At 44.6% G+C, this 16,093-nt stretch carries 14 protein-coding genes; 5 read left to right on the top strand and 9 right to left on the bottom strand.

Annotated features, from left to right (window positions below; genetic code table 11):
- Window positions 1-26 precede the first annotated feature (26 nt).
- The 5 genes from QF117_RS14045 to btuD all read left to right on the top strand — a co-directional run bounded on the left by QF117_RS14045 (window position 27) and on the right by btuD (window position 5,638).
- On the top strand, window positions 27-641 hold the full coding sequence (locus QF117_RS14045; protein WP_282386282.1) for a histidine phosphatase family protein: 615 nt from the start codon (window positions 27-29) through the stop codon (window positions 639-641).
- Between the two features lie 57 nt (window positions 642-698).
- On the top strand, window positions 699-2,534 hold the full coding sequence (locus QF117_RS14040; protein ID WP_282386281.1) for a M3 family oligoendopeptidase: 1,836 nt from the start codon (window positions 699-701) through the stop codon (window positions 2,532-2,534).
- Between the two features lie 212 nt (window positions 2,535-2,746).
- A complete protein-coding gene (locus QF117_RS14035; RefSeq protein ID WP_282386280.1) occupies window positions 2,747-3,775 on the top strand; it encodes a succinylglutamate desuccinylase in 1,029 nt (342 codons plus the stop codon).
- Window positions 3,776-3,900: 125 nt separating this feature from the next.
- Window positions 3,901-4,896 carry a vitamin B12 ABC transporter permease BtuC gene (gene btuC / locus QF117_RS14030; protein ID WP_282386278.1) on the top strand — a complete coding sequence of 332 codons (996 nt, stop codon included), beginning with the start codon at window positions 3,901-3,903 and terminating at the stop codon, window positions 4,894-4,896.
- Window positions 4,883-5,638 (top strand): vitamin B12 ABC transporter ATP-binding protein BtuD, encoded by a 756-nt coding sequence (gene btuD / locus QF117_RS14025; RefSeq protein ID WP_282386276.1) that lies wholly within the window; start codon window positions 4,883-4,885, stop codon window positions 5,636-5,638. The genes btuC and btuD overlap by 14 nt, the downstream gene beginning before the upstream one ends.
- A 130-nt stretch (window positions 5,639-5,768) precedes the next feature.
- On the opposite strand, the gene QF117_RS14020 is transcribed toward btuD, so the two are convergent.
- The 9 genes from QF117_RS14020 to QF117_RS13980 form a co-directional block, all read right to left on the bottom strand.
- Window positions 5,769-6,341 (bottom strand): nucleoside triphosphate pyrophosphohydrolase family protein, encoded by a 573-nt coding sequence (locus QF117_RS14020; protein WP_282386274.1) that lies wholly within the window; start codon window positions 6,339-6,341, stop codon window positions 5,769-5,771.
- Between the two features lie 267 nt (window positions 6,342-6,608).
- Window positions 6,609-7,250, bottom strand: a complete 642-nt coding sequence (locus QF117_RS14015) for a sugar transferase (RefSeq protein ID WP_282386273.1) — start codon at window positions 7,248-7,250, stop codon at window positions 6,609-6,611.
- 10 nt (window positions 7,251-7,260) lie between these two features.
- Window positions 7,261-8,457, bottom strand: a complete 1,197-nt coding sequence (locus tag QF117_RS14010) for a glycosyltransferase family 2 protein (protein WP_282386272.1) — start codon at window positions 8,455-8,457, stop codon at window positions 7,261-7,263.
- Window positions 8,454-9,608 (bottom strand): glycosyltransferase, encoded by a 1,155-nt coding sequence (locus QF117_RS14005; RefSeq protein WP_282386271.1) that lies wholly within the window; start codon window positions 9,606-9,608, stop codon window positions 8,454-8,456. Before QF117_RS14005 ends, QF117_RS14010 begins: the two co-directional genes overlap by 4 nt.
- 224 nt (window positions 9,609-9,832) lie before the next feature.
- Window positions 9,833-11,260, bottom strand: coding sequence for a GNVR domain-containing protein (locus tag QF117_RS14000; RefSeq protein WP_282386269.1), 1,428 nt, complete (start codon window positions 11,258-11,260; stop codon window positions 9,833-9,835).
- A complete protein-coding gene (locus QF117_RS13995) occupies window positions 11,257-12,432 on the bottom strand; it encodes a glycosyltransferase (RefSeq protein WP_282386268.1) in 1,176 nt (391 codons plus the stop codon). The genes QF117_RS14000 and QF117_RS13995 overlap by 4 nt, the downstream gene beginning before the upstream one ends.
- The gene (locus QF117_RS13990) at window positions 12,425-13,165 is read right to left on the bottom strand and encodes an acyltransferase (protein ID WP_282386267.1); all 741 of its coding nucleotides are present in this window, start codon (window positions 13,163-13,165) and stop codon (window positions 12,425-12,427) included. The genes QF117_RS13995 and QF117_RS13990 overlap by 8 nt, the downstream gene beginning before the upstream one ends.
- A gap of 116 nt (window positions 13,166-13,281) precedes the next feature.
- Window positions 13,282-14,652 (bottom strand): O-antigen ligase family protein, encoded by a 1,371-nt coding sequence (locus QF117_RS13985; protein WP_282386266.1) that lies wholly within the window; start codon window positions 14,650-14,652, stop codon window positions 13,282-13,284.
- Window positions 14,652-16,088, bottom strand: a complete 1,437-nt coding sequence (locus QF117_RS13980) for an oligosaccharide flippase family protein (RefSeq protein WP_282386265.1) — start codon at window positions 16,086-16,088, stop codon at window positions 14,652-14,654. Before QF117_RS13980 ends, QF117_RS13985 begins: the two co-directional genes overlap by 1 nt.
- Between the last annotated feature and the right edge of the window lie 5 nt (window positions 16,089-16,093).

Here is a 16,093-nt window from a genome sequence, read left to right as displayed (position 1 = left end):
TAAAAAACCAATAACGAGAGCGATGTATGGATAAAGTAGTCAATGTTTACTTATTACGGCATGGGAAAACCGTTGGGCCTGCTGCCCTGAACGGACGAACCGATGTGCCGGTCTGTAGCGACACTCAAACACAGATTGTCGATGCACTAAATAAAGATGCCATTGAGTTCGCTTCCATCATTACCTCTCCCTTGTCTCGTTGCCGTGCATTAGCAGAAAAATGGCATGGCTTGAACTCATCAATACCTTATCGAATCGAGACACGATTCCAGGAATTCGATTTCGGCGATTACGATGGCAAGACGTTTGATGAGCTGCAACCCATGTGGCCACAGCTATCCACATTTTGGAGCGATCCCGCGCATCACACGTTGCCCAACGCTGAGCAGTTACAAGATTTCTATGAACGAGTGAGTCAAGGTTGGTTGGATCTGACCACAAAGATTCAGGACGATACTCTCGTTGTCTGCCATGGTGGGACTATTCGTCTGATCTTGGCGCACATTCTTAATGTCGATTGGTCGAACCCTGCATGGTACTCAAGTCTTCATATTGGGAATCAATCCATCACCCACATAAAAGTGACCCTATCTGAACCAAGACTCGCCCACATTCAAATGATAGGGAACCCCCTGTTTTAATTCATACTTATAGACGCTCATGACTGTAGCGGCTGATAGCCAGTTAAGGAAAAAACGATGACTGCACCAAGTTGGGATCTCTCTATTGCGTATCAACATTTAGACGATCCAAAAATTGAACAAGATATCCAATTAATTGAACAATGCATCCAAGCGCTCAAAGCACATGTTGAAAATCGTACTCAAGTGACCGTCATGCAAAACGCGGTGCAAACCTCTGAAGCCGCGGGCACATTAATGGCAACAATCAATACGGTGGCGACTTGTTACGCCTCCGTAGATTCTTCGAATGATGTTGCAAAATCACTCATGGGGAGAGTTGCCAAGCTTAATTCAGAACTTACCCAAGCCTTTAGCCCTTACCGCGACACCATTACGCATGCTGACGAAGCGTATATTGAGCAGGTTTTGGCTCATCCTAGTCCGGATGTTTCGGGCCAAGCGTTCCAGTTCGATTGTTTACGTCAATTGGCTGATAGCCGGCTCTCTGTGACGGAGGAGCAATTGATCACGGCCCTAGAAGTTGATGGCAAAGACGCTTGGGGAAGAATGTATGACAACCTGACTGGAACTCTACAGGTCACGCTGAAGCACTCAGATGGCTCCACAGAAGTGATGGGATTCTCTCAAGCAGCAAGCTTACTTTATGGCAGTGATTTTGAGAAACAACCAGCCGCCTGGCAAGCCATTCAAGATGCTATGTCACTGCATCAAGAGAGCTTTGCCTCCATACTCAATGCGTTAGCAGGATGGCGTCATACCGAGGCAGACAAACGTTCGCACACACGGGACATTCATTTTCTGGAATCAAGCCTGCACGGTAGCCGAATCTCGGAACAAACACTCGATTCGATGATATCCGTTACCAAGTTGAATCGTCATGTGGGACAAAAAGCGGGATCACTGATGGCGAGAGTGCATAATCTCGATCAAATGCAGCCATGGAACCACTTGGCGGCCATGCCTGTACTCGGGGAAGGCGAGGCCACGCAGTATAGCTTTGACGAGGCCATCGAAATCATTCGAAATGCGTTTTCGGACGTGGATGTCGAAATGGCTGAATTTGTCGATGTTATGATCGAAAATGGCTGGATAGATGCCGCGCCGACCAAGCAGCGACGTTTGGGCGCTTATTGCACCAAACTGGCGGCGACACGTTCACCGCTTGTCTTTATGACCTGGGGTGGGAGCCGATCGGACCTTCTTACTCTTGCCCATGAACTTGGCCACGCATTCCATAACTGGGTCATGAAAGGGATGCCGCTGTGTCAAACTCGTTACCCTATGACATTAGCAGAAACAGCGTCCATCTTTGCGGAGAATATCGTTCGAGACTATCTACTTAACCAAGCAAAAACCACGGATGAAAAGCTAGAAATGCTGTGGGAAGAATTGTCGTCATGTTACGCATTGATGATCAACATTCCGGTTCGATTTGAATTTGAAAGAGAATTCTACCTGCTACGAAAAAATGGTGAGCTCTCGGCGGCCAAACTGTGTGCGTTGATGAGTAAACATTGGCAAGAGTGGTATGGGGATTCGATGTCACAGCCAGACCCATACTTCTGGGCGAGTAAGCTGCATTTTAGTCTCTCTGACGTTAGCTTTTACAATTATCCTTACCTATTTGGTTATCTGTTTAGTAAGGGGGTTTATGCTCAAAGGGAAGCCAAAGGGGCCGATTTCTACCAAGACTATTTGTCATTGCTGCGTGACACAGGAAGTATGAACGCAGAACAAGTTGTAGAAAAGCACTTAGGCATGACGTTAACGGGTGCTGAGTTTTGGCAGCAAAGTATTGATTTGGTCAATGAGAAAGTGGAAGAATTCGAAGCGTTACTGGCGTTGAGAAACGATGGAAACTCGCCGAAGGTGACCAATAGTATGCCTTAATATTGTTGATGAATGTCGTACTAAGTTATTGTTATTTCTTCCATCGCTGAGGATATTTTGGGGTTACTCTGAGCAGCAAAAAGTACGGAGTAACCCATTCCGATGCCGTTTTTGCGATTTATACTCGAATTACTATTAATAAGTGGGATCCTTTCAACATAAATTGCGCACTCAATTCATTAACATACCGCTGTGAAATAAAGGAGTACCACATGACGAAAACTATCTTTCGCCAATCATTTCTTTTAGACAGCTTAGATATCAATCAAGAAGTAGAAGCGTCGGATCTTACCGCGCCATCCGGAGTGACTCTAAAGCTGCATGAACGTGGCGTGCTGGAAGTGATACCAGCTGACTACGACGATAAAACAAAAAATGTTATTATTTCGTGTGGTATCCATGGTGATGAAACCTCACCAATGGAGATCATCGATAAAATTATTTCAGACGTATTATCTGGATTTCAGGCCGTCTCTGAACGTTGTTTATTCATCATTGCGCATCCTGAAGCGACCAATCAGCACACACGTTTCATTGAGGAAAATTTAAACCGACTTTTTGATGATAAACACCATGAGCCGAGTCGAGAAGTCACCATTGCTGATAATTTAAAACGGATAGTGACTCGTTTTTACAGCGGTACCAAACTAGAAACGCGTTGGCATCTTGATCTTCATTGTGCTATTCGTACATCTAAGCATTATTCGTTCGCTGTGAGCCCTAAAACTAGACACCCGGTGAGAGGCCGTGCGCTATTTAATTTTGTGGAACAGGCACATATTGAAGCCGTATTATTTTCCAATTCACCGGCTAATACCTTCAGTTGGTTTAGTGCTGAAAACTTTTCAGCTCAGGCGTTAACGATCGAGCTTGGCCAGGTGGCACGAATTGGAGAAAATGATTTAGAGAAGCTTGTCGCATTCGACCTTGCATTGCGTGATTTAATCGCAAGTAGCGAACCGGAACATCTACCTAGACGGCCCGTGATGTACCGCGTTAGTCGAACATTGGTCAGAATGCACAATGAATTTAACTTCTTATTTGATGACGACGTAGAAAACTTTACGAGCTTTAAACACGGTGAAGTGTTCGGTTATGACGGTGAAAAACCGTTGATGGCAAAAAATGAAGATGAAGCCATTGTTTTTCCCAATCGGCACGTCGTTATAGGTCAACGTGCAGCATTAATGGTTTGCGAAGTCTCTATACGTTACGACAACGAGCAAGCTGTCTATGATTAATCGTATTGTTCAATAGAGTATCTTTAGATTAAATACGGTTACTGCTTTCCATTTTAATGGCTTAACGTTAAGGTTAGGCCATTATTTTTTTCACAGGTCTTCAAGCATCGTTGTTTGATAAGAGCATGGATTTCAATCAGCTTCTCATAAAAAAGCATCGACGTTGGATGCGCTATTCTTTTACTCTTTTTACACTATTACTCTTCAGCAGTGCGGTGTATTTGATCGTCGGTGAACTGACGATTTCTCCCTTTGAACCAATTTCATCGCTAGAGTATCAATTGTTATACCAATTACGTCTTCCTAGATTATTGGCAGCTATGGCGATAGGTGCTTCGCTCGCCGTTTCTGGCGCGGTATTACAAGTCCTTTTAGGTAACGTATTGGCAGAGCCGGGGGTGCTTGGTATCTCTGGTGGGGCCAGTGTCGCAATGGTCGTGGTGTTGTTTCTTTTTCCGATGGCGTCATCCACCTATGCGTTTATGTTAGCGGCGATGGCAGGGGCGATGCTGTTTACGTTAATTTTAGTGACCATGGCTAAGGCGATGCGATTGACCACCGCTCGGCTATTACTGGTCGGTGTGGCGCTTGGGATTTTGGCCAGTGCGGTCGTAACTTGGGCATTTTACTTCAGTGATGACCTCAGTTTACGACAATTGATGTATTGGCTAATGGGGAGCATTGGAGGAACGACCTGGCAGCAACATACGGTGACACTCTTCCTGATCCCTGTGATTATCTACCTCTGTTTACAAGGGAAGACGCTTGATCGACTCATGATGGGCGAAGCACACGCAAAACAACTGGGTCTCAACATTGATGCCATACGTTGGAAGCTGATTGTGGCGGTTTCAATTTTGGTGGGGGGGTCTGTGGCTCTCGGTGGCGTTATTGGGTTTGTTGGGTTGGTGGTACCGCATCTTTTGCGCTTAGCATTTGGTACGGAAAACAAATATTTGCTCCCAGCTTCGGCGTTAAGTGGCGCTTTACTGGCTGTTGTGGCCGATTTGATCGCACGTTTAGCTCTTGATTCTGCAGAGTTACCGTTGGGCGCAGTGACCACAACCATAGGGGCACCAATCTTCATTTGGATGCTGGTGAAAAATCATGATTCACGTTAAAAGTGTTGCTGTAGTGTCGAGAATTCTTCCTCTCTCGTTTGAATGCAAAGCGGGTGAGGTGACACACATCATCGGTCCAAATGGCAGTGGCAAAAGTACACTGCTTTCCGCGATATCAGGAGTATTGTCCTTCACTGGAAGCGTGGTTATCGATTCACTTGAAGTGGAAAATACCTCACTAGAAACCCTCGCTGAGCACCGGGCTTACCTGTCTCAAAGTGATCGACCTGCATTCAACTTGGAGGTTTTCCAGTATCTTGCGTTATCCGTGCCGCACTGTTGCCATGTTGATGATCCTAAGGTTCAGCAAGCAATAGAGACACTGACAGCGTTAGTCGGCATACAAGACAAAATTCACCGTTCTATTCACCATTTATCTGGCGGGGAATGGCAACGTGTGCGACTCGCCTCTATCTGTTTACAGGTATGGCCGGATATTAACCCTCATGCCAAACTGCTTCTGCTAGATGAACCTGCCGCCCCTCTCGACATAGCGCGTGAAAGTTTGCTTTATCGATTGATTGATGAAGTGGCGAAACGGGGACTTTGTGTCATTATGGCTAACCATGATTTGAACCGAACGTTGCGCCATGCAGACAGGGCAATTCTGATGAGTAATGGCGTCATGCAGAAAGTGGGTAAGGTCAATGAGGTGTTGGAACCAGAATTACTCACTGAGGTATTCCAAATTCCAGTAAAAAAAGTGCAGGTAGACAACCGACCCTATTTGATTTTTGACTAGACGGAATACTCAATACAAAAATAGCGAGCTACTGGCTCGCTATTTTGATCGGGCTAATATATCTAATTGGTTTCAATACGGTTTCTGTGTCTGTGCGAGAAACGCTAAATATGCCCCGATTTTGATTAGATTAAACAAGCGGTGTTAAATCGGCAGGGCGGTAATAAACGGACTTTAGAACTTTACCTTGGCGAATGGTTTTTCCTTCCGCTACAAAATCTTCTGCGCACTTAGCAATAATGTAATTGCCTTTTTGTGCCGCCATCAATGCGATTCCTTGTTCTGCATAGAATGCTTCTGTCTCTGTGAACTCCGCTTCATTGCGACATACCTTACTCATATTACTTGAGTGTACTTCGTCCCAGCATGGCAAGAACTCAATATCACGGTTAATCGCCACATTAAGCAGCAGATCAATCAGGTAGCTAATGGCAAGGTTATCGTCGACCTGGCTATGGCCGAGGTGAACAAGGCGGCCCATAAGAACATACACACTGTCGACAATGGCGTCAGCTTGTTCAATTTTTGAGTCGGCTTCTGCCAGTTCAGTCAGCTCTTCGATAATTAGCGAAGTATGCAATGTATCGGCTTTTTCATTTAAGCTCGCGGCATCAGAAACAGGCAGGTCGAAGGTGCTACGAAACTCTGTGATATCGCGATAAAGATGGTCAAAGATAGGTTGAGTCAATTGAGATAAAAGCATGAAAAAGTCCGTTATAGATAGGCTTGTAAATTTCTCAATATGATACCAAAGCACAGCGCTAGCTTCTATCTTGTTCTAAGATCTATCTCGTCCTATTATCCATCTTGTTCTAAGTTGCGTCTTGTTCTTGTATTGATTCGGTTCTTACTTCTATCGCGTTGTAGCAACGCCATTACTGATTAAATTGGCCCAACGCGACGAAGAAAATATAATGAAGCGATAGGCCTATATTATTACAAACAATCTAAGGTCAGGATGTTCGTCGCGTTAACGGCCTCTACCATCAACCATGACTAAAATGGTCTTTGAAATGATACTCAAATCCATCAATAACCAGTTGCGTAAAGAGCCTAAAGAGAGTGCGTAACTATGATCAAACCCGACCTTACGGCGAACATCATCAATACAAGTGTCATATCCTTGGTTTACCTGAGCAAGCCCCGTAATACCGGGCATAACGCCATAGGTTCTATCAGCAAAATATGGGATGGCCGTTTCTAATTTATTGTAAAAACTAGGGCGTTCAGGCCTTGGACCAATCAACGACATTTCACCACGGATGACGTTGAACAACTGCGGGATTTCATCAAGGCGAGTTTTACGTAAAAAACGTCCTACAGGAGTGATGCGCGGGTCACCCTCCGTTGCCCACACGGCGCCGGAGCGCGATTCAGCATCTTCGTACATGGTTCGGAACTTAATAATATCGAAAAAGGCCATGTGGCTTGGGGTGGATTTTCCAACTCTCAGCTGTTTGTAAAACACAGGGCCAGTTGATGTCAATTTAATCGCGATGGCTATAAACGGCATGATTGGGCTAAGCAATAACAACGCTACAACGGAGCCAACTAAATCAAAAGCACGTTTTGCGAACCAAATTGAAATACGGGTAGATTTATTCGTTGTCATAATAATATCCTTAGTGATTTACACGCGTCCAGCGACCAGATTCAAAACCAAGTAGGTAACGTAACCCACCAACAAAGTTAGCGAAATGTCCTGATACCAAGTAGGTAATAAGTGTGCATAATTTGCATTTGAATAAGCTTGGGAATAGCAGGCTCAAGCCAGCAATTGAGTAGATCGTCAACTGACCGATCAGGGCAGCAAAAAATAGAGTGTGATGCATCAACATCATCGACGTTGTCAAGCATACAAGCATTAAGTATGGCGTCACCAATCTTAGGCCTTTACCTGATATAAAGGCAAAAGCGACACCTTTGTATCTTGGGTTGAATAGGCCAAATAGTTGAATGACCTGTTGCATATTGCCAGCAGATATACGTAAACGGCGTTTAAAATCGTTGTTTTGATTCGTCTCTTCTAACTCTAGCGCCACCATTTTTTCATCGTACAATGTGTTGTAGCCTTGTTTCACTATGGTCATCGGTAAAATGAAATCATCGTTAATGGTGTTTTCGCAAATAGGTTCAAATAGGTGCGTTCTAAACAGATAAAATGCTCCGTGAGCGCCCAGTGTTGAACCTAGTGACGCTTCGTTTTGCTTGAGTTGACTCTGATATTTCCAATAGCTTGCTTCCCCTTCATTGCCAGTTGACAGCAATTGGTAATGACCGTTCACCACACCAGTGGATTTGTTAAGGAAGTGCTGCTCAGCGACTAACAATGCGTCAATTGAGATTAAAGCTGAAACATCGGAAAGTGCAGTAATGTCGCTGGTGATCGTTTTCATTTGATGATTTATCACTGCGACTTTTCCCATATTTTCAGCAAAGTCGCGTATTTCAAAGTGAACATCACTGCAAATGGATTCTTGTATGGTGTCCTGAGCAATTTCTACCGTGTTATCTGTGCAACCGTCGCACGCTATAATGATCGATAAACGTTTTCTCGGATAATCCAAGCTCGCGAGATTACGAATCTTTTCTGCTATCCAACGTTCTTCATTATAAGCAGGGACTAAAATAGTGATAGATGGACGCGTCGAGTCCAGCTCGCTTCCGCGATAGCCTCTCTCGATGTCAGACACATGGTTAAGTGGATGACGCTTTGAATACCATTTTAAAAAGAGCGGATAACCGACGTGATGGTAAACGATAAGCATCGCACTCAATGCTGATATCAAGACAACAAGTAGCTCAACGATACTGTTCATACTGCCGCCTCCGTGTTCAATGCTTTCAATGCTAGGTTCTCGTACGACTTCACCATGTTTCTGATGTTATTGTGTTTTAGAACAAATGCGCGTGGAGTCTCTTTGTCGTCGATTTTAGGTTGAAGGCTTGAATTTAAATTGGCATTACTACGAGCCATTTGAAAAAGCACGTCCACCATATTATGCACATCATTGGCTTTTATTAAGCGGCCGCTGATCGGGCAAAGCGTCTCTTTACTTGCGCCCACATCCGTCACTGCGGTTGGTACGTTACAGGCTTGCGCTTCAAGAGGAGAAAGTGGAAAGCCTTCTGAGCGTGATGGCATGCAGAATACATCCAAAGCTTGATAGAATCGTTGCATGTTATCCACTAATCCTAAAAAGGTGACGCGGTCACTCACTGCGTATTGTTGAGCAAGTTGTGCCAATTTTTCACGTTGGCTGCCATCACCAGCAATCACAAGTTCAATGTTGCGTGGCAGATAAGAGAGTGCAGCAATCGCTAGGTCGTGCCCTTTAACGTGCTCTAAGCGGCCCGCGCAACCAATCAGTATTTTATCATTCGGTAGGTGGAAGTGTTTACGAGCCACATCCATTGATCCTGGTTGGAACTTATCCCCATCAATGCCATTTTTAATGGTAATGGTGTTTTCGTATGCAAAGTGGGTCAGCAGGGCGTTTTTAACCTGATCCGCATCAGCGACCAACTGGGGTTTTGAGATGTTTAGCGCGACTCTTTCAAGGCGGCGGTGTTTAACATTGTTTAAGTGCCAAACATCATGCTCGGTGTGAATTCTTACTGGAACTGATGCCAATCTCGCCGCCAGACCCGCATAAACAAGTGGACCAATGTGATGAGTATGAACGACATCAGGTTTGATTTGACGGAACACTTTGATCAGTTGAACGAGTGTGGTTAATTTTACTCCAGGCTGTTTTTCTAGAAACAACACTTGATTAGCGAAAGGTTTAAGCCGTGGCCAGTTCATGATAGATGGGTTCTTTTCACCTTCTAAGCTGACGATCATGACTCGGTTTAATGGCGTAGAAAAACTGAGAAGATCGAGAGCAAGGCTTTCAAGTCCGCCTGGCGCAAGGTGCTGTACAACATGGACAACGGTCTGTCCTAATTGGGAATCTTTCGAGTTCATATGCGCTCCTTGGTTTAACGGCATCGTAAGTGCTATTACTTATCTTGCTTATTACAAAGAGAATTGCAGGGAGCGTGCCAGTTTAATTTATCTCTTATTTTTAATGACTTAGGTGGTTTGTGTCGGTGTTTAAATCATCCCTCTCAAATTGAGAATCGATATGAAAAACAAAATGAGGGAAAGCGTCACTAGATAATGGCTGTAAACAGGCAGAAAGCTATTGATTAGCTTCCTACCTTTGGAATGATGGTAATAACAGGAATTCCGGTAAGATCTTCAAGTTGGTCTTTACGTCGAATTGAAGTGTCAAAGAGTTCAGTAATGGTGGCCAATCCGCAGCCAAGGGCGATACCCGCGATTAAGCCTGCGAGAATAAAGAATACAGGAGCCAGATTAGAAGGACGGCTGGGGGTATAAGGTAAATCAATGATTTTGACTCGCTTGTTTTCCTCAAAGACCCCTAAAGAGCCCGTAAGCTGAGCCATTTCATAGCGTTCGACCAACTCATCGTAAAGTTGACGCTTGATTTGAACGTCCCGTTGAAGACGATAAAGCGCTTTGGCATTATCACCAAAATTATTCGCTTTTTGTTCAAGTTCAAAGATCATCTGTTTCAGGCTTTTAGTCTCTTCACTAAGAGATTCAAATTGGCTGCGAACCATTTGAAGGCTGTGGAGTTGTGTCACTAGCAAAGGCTGAACCGTAGACAGGTCGGTTAAGGTGGATGTACTGGCAATATCCCAAAGTTGATCGCTGTTAAGGTTCGGTTGTTCGACATTAAGCAGCGCAGAGCGTTCACTTTCTAAACGAGACAATTCGCGGTTTTTTGCTTGAACGGCGCTGTGCGATTCCGTGTATCTGGCTTTTAACGAACTGAGTTCACTGCGTATTTCTATAATCTGCTCTTCGATTTTCCCAACCACGGGATTGGTTCTTGAAAGTTGATCATCAAGGCTACCCAAGCTTTTCTTAACACCAGCAAGTTCGGCTTGTTTTTCAGCAAGACTTTGCTTTAGAACGGCTAATCGCGTCAAACTTTGGCTTTGAAGCTCTGGGCTAACAGAAGAGTTATCATTTTTGAAATCAGCCAGCGCATCTTCAGCGAGATCGAGATCGTTTTGTCTCTTTTCAATATGAAAAGCCAAAAATTCACTCGAATCTTTAATCGATGAACGTTCAGGCGCGAGCAGCTGTTCAATAAAATGGTCACTGATAGACTGAAGCAACTCTTTCATGCCTTCACTGTCTTTAGACTCAAGCTCAATTTTTAAAAAATCTTTTCCTAACTGAGTCACATTAAGGCTGTTTGAAATGTCATACATGACTTTATCGATGTCACTTGGCGACGAGTACTCATCGATTAACCCTTGCTCTAAAGCCACTGAATTGAGTACGTGGCGACTTTTGAGTAAGGTACTGAGCGCGTTAAGCCGATCTTTTAACATGGTTGATACCGCTAGATCTTCCAAGAAGGGATTCATCTTGGCGGTTTCTTGAATCAGCATACTGGTGTGCGAACGGTATGTGGTAGGGGCGAGCTGAGAGACTATTGCCCCGATGAAAGGAAGAATAACAATCGGTAAACAAATCAGGTAACGCCTTCTCCAGGCGGCACTAAAAATAACGAGTAAACGATACTTGAGTTCATTCATAGTTGCTCCAACATCCTATCAACCAATTTGCTGCGCGCATCCCAGCTATGGTGATTTACAATCCCTGAAGGCAGTGGCTTTTGTTGTCTCGCTTGATGTAAAGCTTGGCTCATTTCTTCGCTATTCGAAACGACATTTACGTAGCGTTTATACGCTTCTAATGCGGGAAATGAGGTGGAAACAATAGGCTTTCCTGATGCTAAATATTCCATGAGTTTTAATGGGCTACATGCGATTATTTGATCATTCAACTTAAAGGGTAGCAGACTTACATCCCAGTGCTGGCTGTATTGAGGCAATTCTTCATGTGGCTTAGGTCCTAAGTAAAACACATTGCTATGTTTGGGAAGTCGAGAATCGCTCAACTCTTGTGGCCCAATGAACACAAAATCCCAATCCTGATTATGGTTAACGACCTGTTCGAGCATATCGTAATCTAGCCAGTTTGAGAGACTTCCATAAAATCCGGCGATTGGTCTGCCTCGATTAGGAAGGTCTTGAGCTCTAGGTGCTGGTGTAGCGAATAGTTGGGCATCAACACCATGAGGAATCAAGTGAGTTTTATGCTCGGGGAAACGAGACTGCATTTCTTCGCTGGCAGCAAAGATCATGTCGGCTTTAGAAATCAGTTTTGCTTCATGTTCGCTCACGGTTTTATGGTCAACACCGGCCAATGAAGAAAAGTCATCGCCACAATAATACACCACTGCGGTTTCGCCTAGGTGACCACAGAGATCGGCTGCGGTGGGTAAAGAGCACCAAAGCACAGGTTGTTGAAGTCCTACTTTACTCAATACGGGTTTCAGTTGGCGTAATATGAGAGACTTTGCGATCTTTCTTGCGACGCGAGATTGTGGCGCGGGAATGGTTTTTAAATTGACAATCGTTAGATCCATTGCGTGATTAGGGCTGCTTACGTCTTGGTGTTCTTTCTCGTGTAAAAAGGCAACGCTTGCGGCAGAGTGTGGTTGTTTTGGCGAAAATCCTGATTTTGAACGGCCCAAGAGCTTGTTCCATACACGTTTTGCATCGTTCAAATTCAGTTTAGGTTGGCGTAATCCGATGGAATTAACCCAAACAACTTTACGCTGTTGCGCTAAACGCTTAATCAGGTGCTGGGTACTGGAAGGAAGGCCACCAAAGTCTTCGCCGAATACAATGAGATCATGCATGACGTTCTCCTCCATGAGTTTCAGGTAAGATGGATTTAATGACTTTCGCTGGATTGCCTGCGGCGATGACATAAGGCGGAAGATCACTAATCACCACGCTGCCGGCTCCAACGACTGTGCCTTCTCCAATAGTCACCCCTTGGCGAACCGTCACATTAGTCCCAAGCCAGACGTCTTTTCTCAAAATGATATCGCCAACTTGAGACTCATCATCGGGCTCTCCAAGTGCTCGTCGACCTGCATCTAACGGATGGCCGGAATAGCCAAATAAAAATCCACCACCGGCGATACGGACGTTGTCTTCTAGTATCACGTTTCGACCTACCGCAATGGTGGTTTGCCAGCTGATGTCGACATTATTGCCAACCCTAAGGTGTGGGTTTTGGCTTCGAGAACGTCCACTTAATGTAGTTTGCCCTGAGATTCGGCAATCATCGCCTAGCGTTATGTTGAGTGGACCTGATACAAATGGGATTCCACCATAAAGATACAAGCCGCGACCATAGTGATTAAGACGACCTTTGAACGCTGGAGTGTGGAAAAAAACACGCAGCACCGAATTCCAAAATGAAGAGATGAACTTATAAATCTGGTAAACGGCTTTGTTGAAAAGCTGAGGAGTAGGGATTTCAAACATGCGAATCTTTTTGAGAATCATAAAAACATGACGAAAAGCCGGGTTAGGGTGGCATTGTAACCAGGTTTTAAAATTATTAGTGTGGGTATCTAGCATAGGTTCACCTGACAATTGTTCTAATGACTATAGCTATTACACAGAACGTGCCAGAAAATAAGTATTTAAATTACAGTTGGTTAGGTGTTGTTGATTCGGTTTTTTTTGGTTGTTGTTTATTGATTCTCATTTTGAGAACTGTTTTGAGCGATGTTGGCAACCGCGACAGTCAGCGCAGCCAGTATGTAAATCGGCCAGTTAAAACCTTGAGTCAGAAAAGTGCCAGAAACGATGGTGCCTAATAGGCCTGCATACACAGCGTTTGCAGCGACAGTGAGATTAACGGAGTATTGGTTTGGGTTTTGAGCAATGGCGGCCAGTGTTTTTCTGGCACTGAGTATTAGAGAGGTAATGAATCCTAAAAATACAATTAATCCAAGAAACCCTGTTTCAGCGAGAACACCAAACCAGGTACTGTGTACCGCGTGATTGAGACCGTCCCAGTGAGAGCTATAAAAAAAGTAGTTGGCAAAAAAGTTATCTAAGCCCACACCGGTCAATGGATTGCTTATAGCCATTTTAAATGCGGCTTCCCAAGCGTAGATTCGCCCCATGGCTGATTCGTCGATACCAGCCTCGGCTGCTCCCCCTGATGATCGGTCCGAAATCCCAGCAACAAAATATAGGACAATCGCACCGATTACCCCTAATGAAATCAGTAGGGTTTTTGAACGGATCAACTTAAAGGCATAGATTCCGATAACGGCTAACGAACCCAATAGACCACCACGACTTTGAGTAGCAATGATCGCGCTCATAAGTAAAAAGGTGATCAATAAAGCAAGAAATCGAGTGATGATAGGGACGCGTTGGGTAGTGGATAATCCAATGGAAAACGCGAGAGGGAAAAGTAAAACCAACGACAGATCGTTAGGGTCACCCAGCATTGAGCCAAAAGAGCGGCCAATTGAAACACGAGTTCCTTCGACCAAATCGATACCGTTGGCAGAGTTGTACAATGCAACACAAGCGATGAGCCCCCCTGACAGAACGATCATAATCGCGATTCGGCCGATGTTTTTATCGTTGTTCACTAACCATGCTATCGCGAGCGTCATGACAATGATTTTCCAATAGATCGATTTGAAATTGGCAACCGCAATACCGATATTCGATGCAAAGACAATTCCTATCACGACTAAGATCCAAAACACTGATAGCCATGTTAGTGAACGGTGCCAGTACACCTGAATTTTTCGACTGATTAGGGTATGCCATAGCAGGGCAGAGAGCGCCCCCAGTGACAGTATCAAAGGAATTTTAAGGGAGTATAGGGCCGGTATTGCTTCGTGAATCCGGAAAAATGAAAAAAGAACGAAGAGTGTCACCAACCAAAAAGTCTGGCTGAGTACGAACAAAGCACCAAGCGGGATTAACGCGATAATAATCGGAATAATCGGGTGAGGGACAAAATACCAAGCGATGGCAATCACCAAACAAAAAACGGTAGCCAGTCCCACATAGTTTAAACGGTGCTCACTGGTCATTAGGATCCTCGAACAGTTCTTTGCAAGTCACTCGAAAAACGAGGTAAATTGAAAACACTTAGAAATTCATATCGGTACGCGATAGCTAAATTGAATATAGCACCAAACAAGGTAATTAATATGAGCCATACAGGGTGCGTATAGATAAATCCGAGAGCTAAACAGCCAAGTGTGTTAACGAGGATAAGGAGCAATGCGGTAAATTGAAACGGCAGTTTTACCAGTCGCTGGCTGAAGTAAAGCAGTATAGCCGCCCGTGATCCTTGCGCAAACGCGATTGAGCCAATGATCCCCCAAATGCCGTACGACGATAGCGTTAAACACAGCCCAAGCCCACCCAAAGTACAAACAACATTAATCACCAGCAATAACTGGGTCTTCTTTTGTTGGAGGATTCCGATGTTAAACAAGTCAGAAAGCTCTTTAAATAATGCAACGACAATGACCCCAGTCAGCAACTCAACAGCAGGGAAGTAGTCTGACGGTAAGGCCCATGTGATGAACAACTGGCTGACACTCGCTGCACTGATAGCGAGAATTGCGATATAAACGAACCCACATTGAGTAACGCGTGCTGTATATTCTTTTCCCTGGTACAACAATGCGTTAAACCGCTTGGGCATCCACCACATGCTAAATGGTTGGATCAGAATACACATAGCGAGAGCAAATTTAGCCGCCACGGCATATAGGCCAAGAGTTTCAATAGAAAAAGAATACCCAATGATCCACTTTTCCGCACCAGTCAAACCAAACGCCACAAGCGTAGAAAGCATCAGTGGAAACGAGTACATGAGCAGTTTTTTGAGGTTTCTCATTCCACCCCAAGACCAAGTGAAACCATTGGTCTTGTGTAATATGACGAGCTGCAACAGCCCGGTTAACACACCAACCGCATAAATATAGGTGACAACCGGGGCGATATACAAAACGATGAGAATTGCTGACACTTGAAATACCGTGCTAACCACGCTGATCACTAGGAAAGAGGACGCTCGGTCTTTAAAACGCAACCAAGCCATACTTATCCCAAGCGCACTTTCAAAGCCAAGCACCGTGCACAAAAGCGCAATATCGAGGGCAGTAAACACCGATTGAAGCGGCGGAAGTAAAAAGAGCACAATGGTGACGATAGAACCGACCATGAGCGACAGCATCACCGCGTAAGTATAAAGCTCACTGACCTTGTTAAATTGTTCGACTTTGCATTTCAGTTCGCCGACGAAGCGATAGAGGTTTTCATGCATAGCCAAGCCAACCAATAAGCTCAGAAATACCGTGGTTGTCGCCAGTAACTCGAGTTTGCCGAGCTGTGCTGGAGACAAAAACTGAGCCATGATCGGCAGCATGATCAATGAAATGCCTTTGACTAAAAAAATACTTACCGCATAGGTCAGCATGTTTTTTAAGGAACTGGGAAGTCTATCAATGATCATAATAT

Origin of the sequence: Vibrio sp. YMD68 (genome assembly GCF_029958905.1) — a bacterium.
In the GTDB taxonomy this organism is placed as follows: domain Bacteria; phylum Pseudomonadota; class Gammaproteobacteria; order Enterobacterales; family Vibrionaceae; genus Vibrio.
This window is presented reverse-complemented; position numbering and strand designations above follow the sequence as displayed.